This window comes from Parazoarcus communis SWub3 = DSM 12120, from assembly GCF_003226565.1.
Taxonomy (GTDB): domain Bacteria; phylum Pseudomonadota; class Gammaproteobacteria; order Burkholderiales; family Rhodocyclaceae; genus Parazoarcus; species Parazoarcus communis.
The window spans coordinates 355,424-371,395 of sequence record NZ_QKOE01000001.1; the positions used below are offsets into that span (position 1 = coordinate 355,424).

The 15,972-nt window shown below is 60.4% G+C and carries 14 protein-coding genes; 1 reads left to right on the forward strand and 13 read right to left on the reverse strand.

Going from position 1 to position 15,972, the window contains the following annotated elements:
• Positions 1-10 precede the first annotated feature (10 nt).
• From DNK49_RS01680 to DNK49_RS01730, 11 genes are all read right to left on the reverse strand, one after another.
• The gene (locus tag DNK49_RS01680; RefSeq protein ID WP_110522572.1) at positions 11-1,180 is read right to left on the reverse strand and encodes a TIGR03088 family PEP-CTERM/XrtA system glycosyltransferase; all 1,170 of its coding nucleotides are present in this window, start codon (positions 1,178-1,180) and stop codon (positions 11-13) included.
• Positions 1,177-2,730, reverse strand: a complete 1,554-nt coding sequence (xrtA, locus tag DNK49_RS01685) for an exosortase A (RefSeq protein WP_110522573.1) — start codon at positions 2,728-2,730, stop codon at positions 1,177-1,179. The genes DNK49_RS01680 and xrtA overlap by 4 nt, the downstream gene beginning before the upstream one ends.
• A gap of 2 nt (positions 2,731-2,732) precedes the next feature.
• Entirely contained in the window at positions 2,733-3,986 is a 1,254-nt protein-coding gene (locus DNK49_RS01690) for a TIGR03087 family PEP-CTERM/XrtA system glycosyltransferase (protein ID WP_110522574.1), read from the reverse strand.
• 5 nt (positions 3,987-3,991) lie between these two features.
• A complete protein-coding gene (locus tag DNK49_RS01695; RefSeq protein ID WP_110522960.1) occupies positions 3,992-5,041 on the reverse strand; it encodes a FemAB family XrtA/PEP-CTERM system-associated protein in 1,050 nt (349 codons plus the stop codon).
• Positions 5,042-5,060: 19 nt separating this feature from the next.
• Entirely contained in the window at positions 5,061-5,900 is an 840-nt protein-coding gene (locus tag DNK49_RS01700; RefSeq protein WP_110522961.1) for an XrtA system polysaccharide deacetylase, read from the reverse strand.
• Positions 5,901-5,902: 2 nt separating this feature from the next.
• Positions 5,903-7,069, reverse strand: a complete 1,167-nt coding sequence (wecB, locus tag DNK49_RS01705) for a non-hydrolyzing UDP-N-acetylglucosamine 2-epimerase (RefSeq protein WP_424444904.1) — start codon at positions 7,067-7,069, stop codon at positions 5,903-5,905.
• Complete coding sequence (locus tag DNK49_RS01710; RefSeq protein WP_110522575.1) at positions 7,066-8,133, reverse strand: XrtA/PEP-CTERM system-associated ATPase; 1,068 nt, start codon at positions 8,131-8,133, stop codon at positions 7,066-7,068. Before DNK49_RS01710 ends, wecB begins: the two co-directional genes overlap by 4 nt.
• Before the next feature lie 10 nt (positions 8,134-8,143).
• Positions 8,144-9,688, reverse strand: coding sequence for a TIGR03016 family PEP-CTERM system-associated outer membrane protein (locus tag DNK49_RS01715; RefSeq protein ID WP_110522576.1), 1,545 nt, complete (start codon positions 9,686-9,688; stop codon positions 8,144-8,146).
• Positions 9,657-10,601, reverse strand: a complete 945-nt coding sequence (locus DNK49_RS01720; protein WP_110522577.1) for an XrtA-associated tyrosine autokinase — start codon at positions 10,599-10,601, stop codon at positions 9,657-9,659. Before DNK49_RS01720 ends, DNK49_RS01715 begins: the two co-directional genes overlap by 32 nt.
• A gap of 9 nt (positions 10,602-10,610) precedes the next feature.
• Entirely contained in the window at positions 10,611-12,155 is a 1,545-nt protein-coding gene (locus DNK49_RS01725; protein ID WP_110522578.1) for an XrtA system polysaccharide chain length determinant, read from the reverse strand.
• 80 nt (positions 12,156-12,235) lie between these two features.
• On the reverse strand, positions 12,236-12,865 hold the full coding sequence (locus DNK49_RS01730; RefSeq protein WP_110522579.1) for an XrtA/PEP-CTERM system exopolysaccharide export protein: 630 nt from the start codon (positions 12,863-12,865) through the stop codon (positions 12,236-12,238).
• Positions 12,866-13,200: 335 nt separating this feature from the next.
• On the opposite strand from DNK49_RS01730, the gene DNK49_RS01735 reads away from it, so the two are divergent.
• Positions 13,201-13,836 (forward strand): N-acyl amino acid synthase FeeM domain-containing protein, encoded by a 636-nt coding sequence (locus DNK49_RS01735; RefSeq protein ID WP_133255072.1) that lies wholly within the window; start codon positions 13,201-13,203, stop codon positions 13,834-13,836.
• A 21-nt stretch (positions 13,837-13,857) separates the two neighbouring features.
• Here DNK49_RS01735 and DNK49_RS01740 read toward each other — a convergent pair whose 3' ends face one another.
• Positions 13,858-15,198: a DUF1302 family protein gene (locus tag DNK49_RS01740; RefSeq protein ID WP_110522581.1), complete on the reverse strand. Its 1,341-nt coding sequence runs from the start codon at positions 15,196-15,198 to the stop codon at positions 13,858-13,860.
• 11 nt (positions 15,199-15,209) lie between these two features.
• The gene (locus DNK49_RS01745) at positions 15,210-15,959 is read right to left on the reverse strand and encodes an ABC transporter ATP-binding protein (protein ID WP_110522963.1); all 750 of its coding nucleotides are present in this window, start codon (positions 15,957-15,959) and stop codon (positions 15,210-15,212) included.
• Positions 15,960-15,972 lie beyond the last annotated feature (13 nt).

A 15,972-nucleotide genomic window follows, 5' to 3' on the forward strand; every position in this document is an offset into this window, starting at 1 on the left:
TTTTCCTGTATCAGGCGGCCGGGCGCAACGCGCCTGCCGCATCGAGCTGCAACTGGTAAAGCGTGGCATAGCGTTCGACCATGCCATCCAGACTGAAATCGGCCTCGACACGCAGCCTGCCCGCATGCCCCTGCACATTGCGAAGCTGCAGATCGGCCGCATAACGGGCAATTTCCTCGCCCATGATTCTGGGCTCGATCGCCGGCACCAAGCGCCCCGTCTCTGAAGTGACCAGCTCGTCGTTGCCGCCGACCTGGGTAGCAATGACCGGCAAGCCACTTGCCATGGCCTCGAGAATCGTGTTCGAGATACCCTCAGCGCGCGAAGGTAGCACAAACAGATCCAGCGCCCGCATGACATCTGGCACATCTGCGCGATTACCGGCAAGCCAGACCTGGTCGCGGACACCTGCAGCGTCGATCGCTGCGTCCACTTCACCGCGTAGCGGACCATCACCCGCGATGATCAGGCGCAACGGGGCGGCTGCGCTTCCGAGCAGGGTCCGCGCATGGGCAAATGCCTGAACCAAGGTGAGTTGATCCTTGACCGCTTGCAGACGGCCAACCGTGCCAACGATGAGCAGGCCAGAGGCATTGAAGGGTGAACCCGACAGCATGGCCCTCCCACCGCCATCAGCCGGATGAAAACGAGCCGTATCGACACCATTGCAGATCCTGCTCAGGCGGGCCTCAGGCACACCGACACCCTGTGCCAGATAACGGGCAATGTGTCCTGACAGCGCCACGTAGTGACTGACAAAGGGTTTGTAGAGCCGACGCATCAAACGGAACTTGTGTCGTGTGCCACCCGGGTCGGACACATCCCACCCGTGCTCACCGTGGATGCGTACGGGCACACCTGCCGCACGAGCCGGCACCACTGCCTCGAGCGCAGCCAGATTGCGGGTATGCAGGATGGCCGGACGCAAGTCCTTGAACAACCGGTACAGCGTGGGATAAAGCTTGTAACCATGCCCCGGTGGTTTGTGCAGGGACATGAAGCCCACGTCAGGGCGCTTTACTCGCTGACAAAACGAGGGCTCGCACCGGGTCAACGCCACCACCATGTGACGGAACAGAACGGGATCCATTCGGTTGATCAGATTGACGATACCGTTCTCAAGCCCGCCAACATCGAAGCTGTAGACCAGGTGCAGCACCAGGGGACGGCGGTCGTTCATTGCGGAACGCCCTTCTCAGCCAACTGTGTCATTTCGCCGAGAGCGGCATGGTGATCGTCGACGAATCGTTTCAGCAAGACCCGGGCATGCTCAGGCTCTACACCGACCGGCATGCTCACCACGAACACCATGGACGCATCCGACTGCCCAAGCAATCTGTCGAGCGCCAGCCGAAGCTTGACCTCCCAGTCCCGGATGACGACACGATTGCCTACGACATACCAGTACAGGATCATCTGCCGGTTCAGGCCGCGGACGAGCATCGAACTGCGAACGTGCCCCAGATGGGTATCAACGAGCGGACCGTGGAGCCGGTTGGTACTGCTGTCGTCTGGGGGCAGCAAGCCGTTACCCCAGGTCACCATCTCGGCGCCTTCATGCTGCTCGGCGAAGAAGGCCGAATACAGTGACACCTGATCACCTGCATCCGCCTGATAAATCGCCGAGGCTTCTCCACGTGCCCCTTGGTAATGGGGACGATAGTCGGCAGTCGCCCCATGTAACAGCGTCCATCCGTCCGCGGGCGAAGGTGTGGCATAGCTGACACCGAACGGCTGTACCGGGCTGGCGATCCAGATCTGGAGCAGGGGAAAAGCTGCGGTCACCAACAGCACGGGCATGGCGCCAGCCCAGTTCGTCTGCGTCCGGGAGACGATGACGGGTGCCGACGCTGATGCAAATGCTTCGACAGGGTCACTCCAGCGCTGCCCGATCCAGAACATCAGCATGATGACGAAGCCAAAGAAGATCCAGCCGTAAATCAGGTGATCCACCCCGGCCGCGATTTCGTTATTGGAGAAGTAGCCCAGCATCACGATCATGTAGGCTCGCAGCCAATTGGCGATGATTGGTACCAGCAAGGCCACCATCATGAACAGCAGACGTTTGCGCAGGCTGGCATAGTGCAGGTAGGCATACAGGGAACCGATCATCAGCGAGGCAATCAGGTAGCGGATGCCGCTGCAGGCTTCCACCACCGACCAGCGCCCGTTGGGGATGACGAAATGCAGGCCCTCCTGGTACACCGGCACACCGCTCAGACGCAGCGCCCACACCGTGAACTCCGCAGTGAAAGTCATCAACGCCGGCAGCATGAACTCGCCGATCGGGACACCGAACAACACGAAAGCCAGCGGAAACATCAGCACGCGAGACAAGCGCCACCCCAGGGCGGCGACCATGGCGGTCAGCGTCATCAAGACCAGCGCCGCATGACTGGCCGCGGCCACCGAGGCCAGCATGCCCAGCAACCACAACACACCGCACAAGGCGGCAGGCAAGGCCAGCCACGGTATGGGCTCGGGCCGCAGCCCACCGATGGCATCGCGTTTGCGCCAGATCAGCCAGGCACTGATGGGCAACACCACCAGCCCATGCGCGAACGTGTCCGACCGCCACCATATCGACGCGATCTCGGCTGCAGTCTGCCAGTACCAGACAACACACCAAACCAGGACACCCGTCAGAACGGCAGCAACCCTGACAAAATCGGCGTAGCGCCGATTCGTCAGGGACTGTACGGAAGTTTCGTCGACAATCGCTCGCTTCATTATCAAGCCTGGTCAGGACATTCGAGCGGAATGGAAGGCAAGCCCTCCTGTGCAAGGCAAAGGCAGTCATCCAGCACCGCCAGATGGGCCGTCCAACTGTAATGCGACAACACGCAATGGCGGGCAGCCAGCGACATGCGCTGGCACGACTCACGATCTTCCAACAACGCAACAATACGCGAAACGAATGTTTCGGCGTTGTGGGCTATCTCACAGTCCTGCCCCGACACTGCCTCCAAACCCTGTGCCGCGGCATCGGCAACCACGACCGGACGAGCCATCGCCATTGCCTCAAGCACCTTGTTCTGAATGCCGCGGGCGATCCGCAAGGGGGCCACCACGACATCGGCATGCGCCAGATAGGGACGGACATCCGGCACCGTACCCGTCACGAACACCGACTCGCCCGCCAGCGCAAGCACCGCCGGTGAAGGATTCATCCCGACGATCCAGAATCGTACGTCCGGCAACTGCGCGCGCACGAGAGGCAAGATATCGCGAGCGAACCAGGTGGCCGCATCGATATTCGGCCAATAGTCCATCGCGCCGGTAAATACCAGAATCGGCCCGCCCGCAGGATAGGGAGAATCAAAACGATGCGATGGCGAGAAATATTCGGCATCGACCCCGTTCTGCATGGTCCTTACCCTGGAGCCGAGCAGGGGTGCATCGCGTGTGAACAACGCTGCCTCGGCATCGGTGACGAACAGGCTGGCGTCACTTGCCGAAGCCGCCTCTCGTTCGAAAGCGGCAAGGCGCTGACCTTCGCGGCGATACAACCAGGACATCGGCCAGCGACGATCAGCGGAATACTGGGTCCACTTGGCGGAATCGACGTCACAAAAATCGATGACCCGCCGCTCCAGCCCCGTAGCGGGCAGGTATTGCGCCATTGGCCCGGAGAAGGCGACTGCGCTTTTGATCCCTTCGCTCGCGACAGTCATGTTCACCCATCGAGCAAGACCCGCGTCACGATAATAAGGCAGACTGAGGGCCTCACCGGTCAGCAATCCCCTCAGGCTGGCAAGCCGTGCAGACATCGGCTGCAGTCGCACGACATGGACCTTCTCACACCATTGACCCAGTGTGTCGATATGCTGAACATCGTCGGGATGATCAACGAAAGTCCCCAGGAATACCCGATAGCGCCTGGCCAACTGACGCAGGATGTTGAACGAGCGGACCTTGTCGCCCTTGTTGGGCGGATAGGGGATACGATGAACCAGATAAAGCAAGGGGGGTCGAGGATCAGCCACCGGCTCTACCCCAGGTTACGCACGATGTGAGGTCCGATGGCGTTGGCGACGCCGACCGGCAGCCGCTTCCACGCCGCAATGAACAGCCGGTACTTGGGGTTCATCGGGTTGTTCTGGGGCACGCCGTCGCGCTTGTACAGACAGTATTCGTAAGACAGCGGCTGCGGCTCGAATCCCCAGTTCTTCTTGAAGCTGTAAGGCCCTGTGCCGATCTTGCTGCGGCCATAATCGAACAGGCGATAACCACGTTCGCAGGCACGCCGCATCAATTCCCAGTACTTGAAGTCATTGGCGGCCAGATCCCTTGCGGCAAGGTCGTCTCCCGCGTAATAAGGCAGGACTTCATCGCGGAAATAGAAGGTCAACACACTGGACAGCACCTTGCCGTCCGGGTCGGTGACAGTCAGCACCTCACAGTCATCGCCAAAAGTGTCCTTGAGCGTCTGAAAGAAACGCTTGGGCAGCGCCGGCGTGCCATGACGCAGGACATTGTCGGCGTACACCGCAAAGAACCGATCGACATCGGCATCGATATGGCTGACGAGGCCGTTCTTGATGCCCTTACGAACCATGGCCCGCTGCTTGCGCGGGATCGCCAGCATGTTGTCCTCGACCTCGGGCAGGATCGCCTTGCGGAAGGTGACGTAAAGATCCTGACGCGGCCAGTCGTCATGACGGGCAGTCAGGTTGCGGTATTCGAGATGCTGCACCCCCAGCTTGCGCGCCAAGGCATCCGCTTCGACCTCAAGTCGTTCAATCGCCTCCTGCCCTGCATCAGCATCGGCGGCGATGCCGCCATAGACGCAAAAGGGCAGCGAAGTCAGTGCGTGGCCAAACAGGCGGCTCTTGACCTCCGCCAGCGGCAGCACCGCAACGATCTCACCCGCACGTTCGGCAAACAGAAAGAAGGTGCGATGGCGGAATATCTGCTCGGTGATGCGCTGCCATGCGGCCAGGTGAAAGAACGTGGCCTCTGGGCAACGCCGGACGAACGCGTCCCAGCGGGGCACATCGGCTGAAGCCAGGGTTTTGACGACAACGGGTAGGCGATCCATCGTGGGCGACAGGCTGTGTTCAGGCTGCATCGCGGAACACGTCGTCCGCGCGCCCCCAGCGGAAATCGGTCAACAGCCGACGAAGGCGTGCCTGCGTCCGCTCCAGGTTGACGTAGTGACGGAAACGGGTCTTGGCCGAGGCCTCACTGACGCGTGGCTGCCCAGGATCAAGCTCCCATGGATGAAAGTAGAAAATCGCCGGACGCTGATCGTCGCGGTTCACTTTCGCGATCTGCCAGCGTGAGACCGAATAGGGCAGCAGCCGGAAATACCCACCGCCGCCCGCCGGCCAGTTGCGCCCCAGCCACCGCATGGTAGTGACCGGAATCTCGATCAGCCCCGACGCCAGCCGGTAAGGAAAACGCGGCGCATCAGGGATGCCGTAATGGTCGTGCTTGACTGGGTAGACGCTCGAGCTGTACGCATAGCCGGCTTGCGCAATGGTGTCGTGCGCCCACAGGTTGGCCATGCCGATGGAAAAGCTCGGCGCGCGATAGCCGGTGACCGCCCTGCCGGAGATATCCTCCAGCACTGCCTTTGCCAGTGAAATATCGGCGAGAAAGGCGTCAGGCGTCATTGCACTGGCACGCTCATGGCTGTAGCCATGACTGGCGAGTTCGTGGCCACCGTCCGCAATCCGCCGCACCAGTTGCGGAAAACGCTCCGCCACCCAACCCAGGGTAAAGAACGTGGCCTTGGCCTGCGCCGCATCAAGCATGCCCAGGATCAGGTCAACGTTGCGCTCCACCCTGCATGGCACCGACTCCCACGACTGACGCGGGAAGTGAGGTGCCAGGGCGGAGACCTGGAAATAATCCTCGACGTCGATGGTCAGCGCATTGGTGATCGGAGTCGCAATCGTCATGCTGAAGCCTCTTCAGAAGCCTCACCCGCTTCGTGCGCAAGCAGCCAGGCATGCAGATGGGCCGCGATGCGCTCGGCAGTGCGACCATCCCAGTACTCCGGGATGCGCCCTGCCTTGCCACCTCCACCAAGAATGGCGTTCGCAGCGCTCAGAATGGCTTGCGGATCGGTGCCAACCAGGGTGTTGGTCCCCTGGTCGACGGTGATGGGCCGCTCGGTATTCTCGCGGATGGTGACGCAGGGCACGCCCAGCGCGGTAGTTTCTTCCTGGATGCCGCCCGAATCGGTCAGCACCATTGTCGCGCCGGACATCAGGCCAAGCATTTCGAGATAGCCTTGCGGCGGCAGGATCAGGAAACCCGGGCTGTCGATACGATCGAGCATGCCAAAGCGCTCGAGGTTATTGCGGGTACGGGGGTGCAAGGCGATGATCAACGGCAGACGCTCACTGACCTGACGCAGCGCATCGATGATGGGTCCCAGGGTCTCGGCATGATCCACATTGGAGGGTCGATGCAGCGTGACCACACCGTATCCCCCCTGGATGCGGGTGGCGTTCAGTCCCGCCGTATCCAGCAAGGCTGTCGCCGGTACCGCCTTGGACAGACTGGCGCGCAAGCTGTCGATCATCACATTGCCGACAAATACCGCCCGCTCGGCTGGAATGCCTTCACGCTCAAGATTGGCATGCGCACTGCGCTCAGTCGTGTACAGCACGTCCGAGATCTGATCGGTGAGGATGCGGTTGATCTCCTCCGGCATCCGCCGGTCGTTGCTGCGCAGGCCCGACTCGACGTGGATAACTGGAATATGGCGCTTGGCTGCGACCAGTGCGCAGGCCAGGGTGGAGTTGACATCACCGACCACCAGCACCGCACGGGCGCCGTGCTCGTCAATGACGGGCTCGAAGCGCTTCATGACCTCGGCGGTCTGCACCGCATGGGAGCCGGACCCGACCGCCAGATTGATGTCCGGCTCGGGCAGATCCAGATCAGCAAACAACCGATCCTTCATCGCCGGATCGTAGTGCTGCCCGGTGTGCACCAACAGCGTGCGCAAGACCGGCCGATGCTCGGAAAAAGCACGAAGGATGGGCGCAACCTTCATGTAATTTGGGCGAGCACCAACCACGCAGATGATCGGAGCCTCGGCAGAGTTCATCATGCTTCGGTATCCTCGGCAGTGGGAGCGCGTCGCACGGCCTGCAAAAGTTGATTGAGTATGCTGAGGGTGGCGGCAACCGACTGCTCAAGGCCGACAATCCGCGCCTCCAGGCGCTGCAGGTCGGCATTGGCCGTCAGGGTTGCAGCCTGTGCGATCAACTCGTCGCTGACGCGCAAGCGGTCCAGCACGAGCGGGCTGGCACTGAGCGCAGCATCAACCGCTACCCCCCCCACCCCTTTCGATCGGGGACTGGCGAACTCCTGCTTGAGCTCATCGATGACATCAAGCACGTCCTGCTCGGAGATGACATGGCGGTCACCCAGAAACGCTGCCAGCAACAGACGGTCGCACAGCGTGTTGATACGCCGCGGGATGCCTCCGGTGTATCCATAGATGGAGGTGATGGCCGCAGGCTCGAAAATCGGGTCGTCCACCCAGCCTACATGACGCAGCCGGTGTTCGATATAGGATTGCGTCTCTTCCGAATCAAGCGGTCCAAGATGGTAGGACGCAATCACGCGCTGACGCAGTTGCTGCATCTCGGCGCTCTGCATGACATCGCGAAACTCAGGCTGCCCCACCAGAAAACTCTGCAGCAAAGCGTGGTCTTCGAGCTGGAAATTGGACAGCATGCGCAGTTCTTCGACCGCATCCGGAGTCAGGTTCTGTGCCTCATCCACCACCAGCAGGGCGCGTTTGCCGGCAGCAGTGATCTCTACCAGATAGGTTTCGATCGCAAGTAGCAGCCCCGCCTTGTCCTGCCCCTTGATCGGCAGGCCGAACGCAGTGGCAACCATGCGCAGGATGTCCTTGGCGTCGATCTGCGTGCTGACCAGATTTGCGGCCACTACCTTGTTGGCGTCGAGTTGCTCGAGCAGGCTGCGAACGATGGTCGTCTTGCCCGCACCAATCTCGCCGGTGATGACAATGAAGCCTTCGCTCTGATGCAGGCCGTACTCCAGATAGGCCATGGCCCTCCGGTGGCCCCGACTGCCAAAAAAGAAGGCAGGATCCGGATTCAGCTGGAAGGGTTTGCTGCGAAGCTTGAAGAAGGATTCGTACATCAGGTCAAGTTCAGAAAGTCATGCCAAGGTTTGCAGTCACCGCGTTCTCGGTGAAGTCATTTTCCCGGCCCGCGCCATCTGCACGCTGGTAACGGTAGTTGAGCCCTGCGGTCGTGCGCGGCCCCAGCCGCGTCGTCAGGCCCAGAGATGCGATCCAGCGCAAGGTTTCCAGCCCAGAGGCATCGTCCCCGGCAGATTTTGAGCGCGACAGTGATGAATTCAAGCTGGAAAAACCCGACAGGGAATGCGAATAGGATAGCGTCGCGGTTGTTGTCTTGATGCGGGTCGTCTGCGCGAAATCGTCTTCTGCAGACAACCCGGACAATTCACTCAGGCGGGTCCGGTCCGACTGCTGCAATGAAAACGACAAGGTATTTCGGACACCGTTGAGTGAAACACCCACCCGCCAAGATTCCGAGAGATAGGTGGAGTTCGAGACAAAGCCACGCGCCCCCAGACGGCTAAACCCCTGGACGGCAAGACACTGATCGTAGAAGTCCAGCAAAGGACCTGGAGAAGGAATGTCGGTGGCGCCGATGATTGCCAGGCAGATGGCCTCGGCCTGAAGGCGAGCGGGATTGTCACCCAGTTCCTGCAATGAGGACGAGTAATCACGGTTGTAACCCAGGTCCCATGCCGCACGTGCAAAGCGATGCTTGAACGTGAAGTCATAGCCTCGACCAAAAATACGGTCTTCTACCGTTGCCGAGAGCGTGGTGCGTGAAGTCGGATTCCAGTCGATGCCAGCCCCATAGATTGCCCCTTCCTCACGCCCGGAGCTCTCGTAATCATTGGACTCGTAACCACCAATTGCGCGCAGACGAACCTGCGGTGAGACATTGATGAACAAGGTGGCACGCCCCGTCTGCTGGGATGCGCTACGGCTCAAGCTGTCGTCTGACTCGGTATCGATGCGGTTGTAATTGACCCCCCAGCCGAACAGCCCACCCGCGTTGCTGTCACCCAACTGAGCCGCCCATTGCTCAAGGCGCTGCGTGTTGATGGCAGAGCCACCAGACTCAAGCCAACGGGCGGTGTATGCGATCGAACCACGCGCATCTCCCAACGCATACTCGAAGCGCGGCTTCAGCGACCAGGTACGAGTCTCATTGTCCTTTGATACGTTGAACTCGTCATTCTGTGCCCGACCGTTGAACACCGACAGGTTGTTGCGACTGATGTTCGCATCGACATCAAGGAAGAGCATGCGCTCGACAGCCTCAATCTGTCCCCGACCACTCAAGGCCAGATAGGAGGTGTTGCGTTCAGTCTGTTGCGCATGCCCCATATTGCGGAACTGCGCATTCAGAGAGCCACTGACGCGCCCACTGGCACGCGAGATGGCAATGCCGGGCGAAACCTCGGCGACCCAGTCCGAAGACTTGTCACGGGATGCCTCGACGTTATCCGTCCAGGTCAGCTGCGTCTGTACGGAGGGGGTGATCCGCACCGTCTGAGCAGCCACGCCCTGAGCACCGATGGCGGCGAGTGCAATGACCAGCGCACGCAAGCCAAGACGCACGTCAGGCCGCTTCAGAACGGGGCTCTGAGCCATAGCCGTATCCATATCCGTAGTAGGAGCCCGCACCTGCCGCACGCGACTTGTTCAACACCATCAGCTTGACCGGACAACTCTCGATCGTTGCCAGTGCCTGCTTCACCGTACTGTGAGTCGTGCGCTCAGCCTCAACCACCATGACGATCTGCCCCATGTGGGTTGCGAGCACACGCGCCTCGGTAGTGACCAGCAGCGGGGGAGAGTCGAAAATAATGATCCGATCGTGGTAGCGGTTGGCAATCTGCTCGAGCAGGCGATTCATCGACTCGGAGGCAAGCATCTCGGTTGCCCGAGGATGCGGCATGCCGGCGGGCAGTATCGACAGCTTCTCGATATTGGTGCGCAACAGTACATCACCGAGTTCCGACACATCGCCGGCCAGCACATCCATCAACCCCCGCTCCGGCGGCAAACCAAGGCGGTTGAGCACCGACGGACGGGACACGTCCGCATCCACCAGCAGCACCGTGTAATCAAGCTCCATTGCCATGCTGATGGCAAGGTTGATCGCGGTAAACGATTTCCCCTCCCCCGGCATCGCGCTGGACACCATGATCAGGCTACCGTTCTTGATCGCTGCAGCGCCCGTTGCCACCGCATTGCGCAACAAAGGACGTTTGATCACACGAAACTCCTCTGCGACCGCCGAACGCGGAACATCCGGCGTCACCATGCCAAGCTGCCCCAATCGCACAAGATCGATGTGCACGCCGCGCGACACCGCAGGATTTGGCATCGGGATGGGATCGACAGCGGGCACCGACGAGGAGCTGCGCGGGGCGGTATGCGGGGGCACCTCCTCCGAGACAGGCAATGGAGCCTCACGAACCGGCTCCGTGACACCTGCGGACTCACCACTGGCTTGTTTGAGTGCGTCCAGACGCTGAACGGCTTTTTCGATCAGGCTCATGCTTATCCGTTACCCCTGAATTAGACTCAACGCCACCGTCGCAGCGATCACCGCACCAACAAACCCGCCAACGCCACCGCCGAAAGCCAGCAAGCCACGCCATCTCGCGCGTTTACGCTCAGGCGTCGACAACATGGTCACCGTCCCAAGTACAGGCAGACCTGTCACCTCACGCAAGGATCGGCTGTCAGAGAACGCGGGCTTCAACTGGCTGATCAGGAAAGTCAATGCCAGGCCTGCAGCCAGGCCCGCCAGACCTGCCAGCGGCATCAGACGGGTCCGGTCGGGCGCCGACGGCTTGATTGGCAGACTCGGCGGATCGATCAGGCGGAAGTCTGCGATGCCTGACTGGTTGTCCATCTCGACCGCAATATTGGCCGACTCACGCCGTGCGACCAGACTGTCGTAATTGCTTTTGTGTACCGCATAGTCTCGGTTGAGCTGGGTCATCTCGGCTTCGATCTCCGGGAGCATCTTGGCTGACGCCTGCAACTGAGTCAGACGACTCTCATATTCATTGACCCGTGCGCGCATCGACGCAACACGCGCCTCGGACTCGGCCAGGGACAGCTTCATCTGCTGGAACACCGGATTGGCGTTGAGCGAACCGAACTGAGCCGGCCCCGCCTTGCGCCGCACTTCGATTTCCTCGATCTTCTGCTGCTCAAGCTGCTCGATGACGCGTTTTGCGCCAATCACGTCTGGGTGCTGATCGGTGTAGCGCTGCATCATGTCGTCCAGATTACGCTTGAGCGTATCGATACGCCCATCTAGCTCAGGAATGGAGACTGTTGAAGGGTTCGGCGTCTGCGGCAACAATACCGGCTCTTCACCCACCAGTTGTCGCTGCAGGGCATCACGGGAATTTTCGGCCTCACGCAGTTCCAGGCGGGCCTGCGCCAACTGCTGATTAAGCTGCGCAATCTGGGTCACGTAGTCTCGCCCGCCATCCCCAATCAGGGCCATGTTGCGCAAACGGAACTCTTTCTGGCGGTTCTCCGCCTCGACCAGCTTCTGCTCGTAGTTCTTGATCTGCTCTTCGATAAAGCGCCGGGCCGAGTCGGAATCCTGGCGCTTGCCACCCAGCCCCGACTCGACGAACAAGGACACCAGCGACTGCACGATACGTTGCGCACGCTCCGGACGCTCATCCGAATAGGCCAGCGTGAACAAATTGTTGCTGCCTGCTCCACGAATCTGCAGACCCGTCATCAAGGTTGCAATCAGGGCCTCACGTTCAGCATTGTTACGCACCTCAATATCGAGGTCAGCCATGGTGATCAGCTTCTCGACATTGGGCCGGCTGATCAAGGTGCGGCTCAGGATGGCGATCTGCTGATCGATGTTCGGCTGCACCGCCAGCCCTGACATCAAGGGCCGCAGGATCGACTGGGTATCGACATAAACCCGGGCGGTGGACTCATAGCGGTCAGGCATCAGGTAGATCACCACCGCCCCGCCAATGCCGATAACCCAGGCAAGCAACAACCCCCACCAACGGTAACGCCACATCCCGCGCAGGTAGCCGATGATCTGTCTTACGAGTTCTTCCATGAGTCAGTCTTGGTCGCGCCGATCCGCCGCACATCAAAGCATGCTAACGGACCGGACTGGATGATGAGGAAGCGAGAAAATCAGAACCAGCTCTGCGGGATGATCAACACATCGCCTGGCCGCATCTCGACGTTCGCCGAGACATCGCCTCTTTTGACGAGGTCCTTGATACGCACGCTGTACTGCTTGTTGCCTTCACTGGTGCGCAGGATGGTGGCCGCATTGCCATCAGCAAACTCGGTCATGCCACCCACCGCGATCATGACATCAAGCAGGGTCATCTTCTGCTTGTACGCCAGGATCTGCGGTTTGCCCGCCTCACCGACAACGCGAATCTGCTCGCTGAAGGGACCGACGAAGTTGGTCACAATGACGGTTACCACAGGCTCACGAATGAACTTGGAGAGTTCTTTCTCGATGTCGCGCGCCAACGTGGTGGCATCCTTGCCCATGGCCGGCAAGTCTTCCACCAGCGGCGTGGTGATCTTGCCGTCCGGACGCACCGGCACCGACATCGACAACTCGGGATTGCGCCACACCACGATGTTGACCGTATCGCCCGCACCGATCACATAGTTGTACTCGGCATCGGACGCCTCCATCGGCGCGGGGGGGAACGAAGACGCACACCCTCCGAGAAGGCCCGCAGCCAGCACCAGGCCTGCAACACGACGGAAACCCGCCCACACGATCGAAGCTTGTCTGCTCATGGTCAACACACCCCTGTTTCGGAACGACGCCTATGATACGCCTTCATGATTTGCTTAATGCTACGAAGATACGATAGACAGGCGAAAGGAACAAATACACAATCACTTACAACGCTGGAAACATTGCCCGGCTAAAGTTTCTGAAGATTATTTGCAGAAACACGCTTCGGGTAGTACCAAAGACGTAACCCGACCCTCATTCAAATTCTCATGACATGAAGCCGCTCATGATGCCAGAAGTTCGCGCCGGTGATGCAAACAGCGCCACCGCTAATTCATCCAGCGGCCGTCAAACAGTTCATCCGCGCGTTCAGAACGCCACGCGTGAATTCGTCATGACACGGGATCAGTACCACATCCGCTGCGCAGATCACTCGGCCGTCCTGCAGCAGCATATCGCGGCGTTGATCGAACGCATGTACAGCACGCGGGGCCTGCAGGTCTATCACCCAAGACTGGAGCAGACCGTCTATCAGACGACCATCGTGGCATGCAAGGGCGACCATCTGTTCGCCACGCTGACGCTGGGCCTGGACTCACCGGAAGGACTGATGGCCGACACGCTGTACGGCCCGGAAATCGCCGCGGTACGTGCACGCGGCGGCAAGGTCTGCGAAGTGACCCGTATGGCCATCGATCCAACGCACAGCTCTCACGACGTCATGGCCGACCTGTTCCAGATCGTCTACATCCTGGCACGGCGCATTCACCAGATGACCGATCTCTTCATCGAGGTCAATCCGCGCCACGCAGGTTTCTACCGCCGGATGCTCGGCTATCGCGTCATTGGCGAAGAACGCGTCTGCCCTCGCGTCGGTGCGCCCGCAGTCCTGATGCATATGTCGCAACACGAGGTCGACGAGCTCATCGACCGTCACGCAGGCAATGCCGAAGGCGGCACACGCAGCCTTTACCGACTGTTCGGTACGCCGCTGTACATGCTGGAACTGCAAAAACAGCTGGGCGGCTGACGCCACCCGGAACCCCTTCACTCAGAACCAGCGGCGGACCTCGACATAAGCGCGATCAGCTGCATCGAACCGGCCGAAGAGTCCGGTCGACCGCCCTTCGAAGTGGTCATACCCCATGATTGCACGCCACTCGGGTGCGAACTTCCAGGTCAGCTTGGGCCTTAACATGTAGTCCTCCCGATTCAGGCTGCTTGCCGCCAGCAGCTCGAACTCGAAATCGCTGCCAAACTCGCGCACCACCTGAAACGTCACGCCACGCTCAGCTCGATCAACCAGCATCCCACGCGCCCGGTCATAGTGCTCGCGCGCAAAATACTGGACGTTGAAGCGCCAGACACTGTCAAAAGGAATATCCACCCCAATCGCGTAATCGAGCGTATCCGACGCTTTCAGCCCATATGCCGCCCCCGGATCGGTGGTATTGAACCGACGCCCTCGGGTATATACCGTTTCGCCCTTGAGCACGAACTGTCCCAGATCCTTGCTGAACGTCGCACCCAACTGGCGGATGCGGTCCTGGCGCAAGGCATAGGCCGGCGTGAGGGTAAGCGGATCGAATCGGGTGTACAGCGTGGGCTCGACATTGAGGCTGTTGTAGTAGAAGCCGGACAGATCCCAGCCAGCCATCAGTCTGGATACCCGCAACCCCCAGTTGCCATTACGCAGGTCGTTTGCCGGACGATCTTCGTGCACGTGGGTGCCAGCGGCAATATGGGGGTAGGGGTAAAAGTCGGCCCCGGGCTTGCCGATACGATCGTAGCTGGCGAAAGGCACCCAGAGCAGCTCGAAGTGGGTCTCCTCGCCGAAGTACTCGGCACGGACCGCCCACTGTGGAATCCTGAGGGACTCGAACTCAGGCAGCAGGAACTCGCGCATGTCGCGCGCCGACACGACATCGGCAAAGAAGAAGCCCACCATCTCGCCCCAGACGACATGCTGCCGACCCAGGCGAAACTCCCAGTCCCCCACGGGAACATCGAGGTAGGCTTCCCGTATCGACACGTCAGTGCGCTGATCCCGGCGTACGGCACCCGGGTAGTACTGGCTTTCGAGATCCGGCGCGCCATCGGCAGCGAAACGCCCCGACAGCTTCCACTTGACACCGCTACCCAGGGCACCGCTGGCGCCGAGTTCGACGCGCGCAGACAGTTTGGACCAGTGCCCCGGATCGGGCAGGGTGTAGGCAGCGCCGAAATCCGCATAACCACTCAGTTTGAAACCACTCCCCGACTGCGCGTCAGCCGCCCCCACCCGCAGCAGCGCATCCAGATCCACATCGTCGGCAGCGGTCGCGGTCGCTGCCGCAGAGCCAATGAGCAGCAGGGAAGCGGCAAGCTGCTTGAAACCAAAATGACGAAACATCTCGTGACTCCCTAGACTTCCGGATCTTCTTCGCCCTGCGGGCGCTTGTCCTGAACGAATACCCAACGACCCTCGGCACGCATGCCGAGTGCGACGATCTGCCCATCGGCAATCCGCACCAGACGGTCAGCCATGTTCATGACCTTGCGGTCGTGAGTGGAAAAGACAAAGGTGGTGCCGTGCTTGCGGTTGATGTCCTTCATCAGCCGCAGGATGCTCTCACCGGTCTTGCTGTCGAGGTTGGCAGTGGGCTCATCGGCCAGCACCATCTTGGAATGCGTTGCCAGTGCCCGGGCAATCGCCACCCGCTGGCGCTGCCCCCCGGACAGCTGATTGGGACGGTGGCCGGCATACTTGGTCAAGCCCACCATGGCCAGATAATGCTTGACCCGCTCCTGCCGCTCAGCCTTGCTCAACTCCGGCAGTTGCAGCAAAGGGTATTCGACGTTCTCTTCGGCCGACAGTACCGGCAGCAGATTGAAGGTCTGAAAGATGAACCCCAACGTGCGTGCGCGGACGTCCGCAAGCTGGTCGGGCGTCTGGCCGGATACATCCTGGCCGTTTATCATCACCTTTCCGCTTGTCGGCGTGTCGATACAGCCTATGATGTTGAGCAGGGTCGACTTGCCACTGCCCGATGGTCCCGCAATGGCGAGAAAAACTCCCGGCTCGATCGCGAGCGAGATGTCGGTCAAGGCCTGGACATCCTGTTCACCGAGACGGTAGTGCTTACTGACGTTTTCGACCCGAACGATAGGCATGGCGACAGCCACA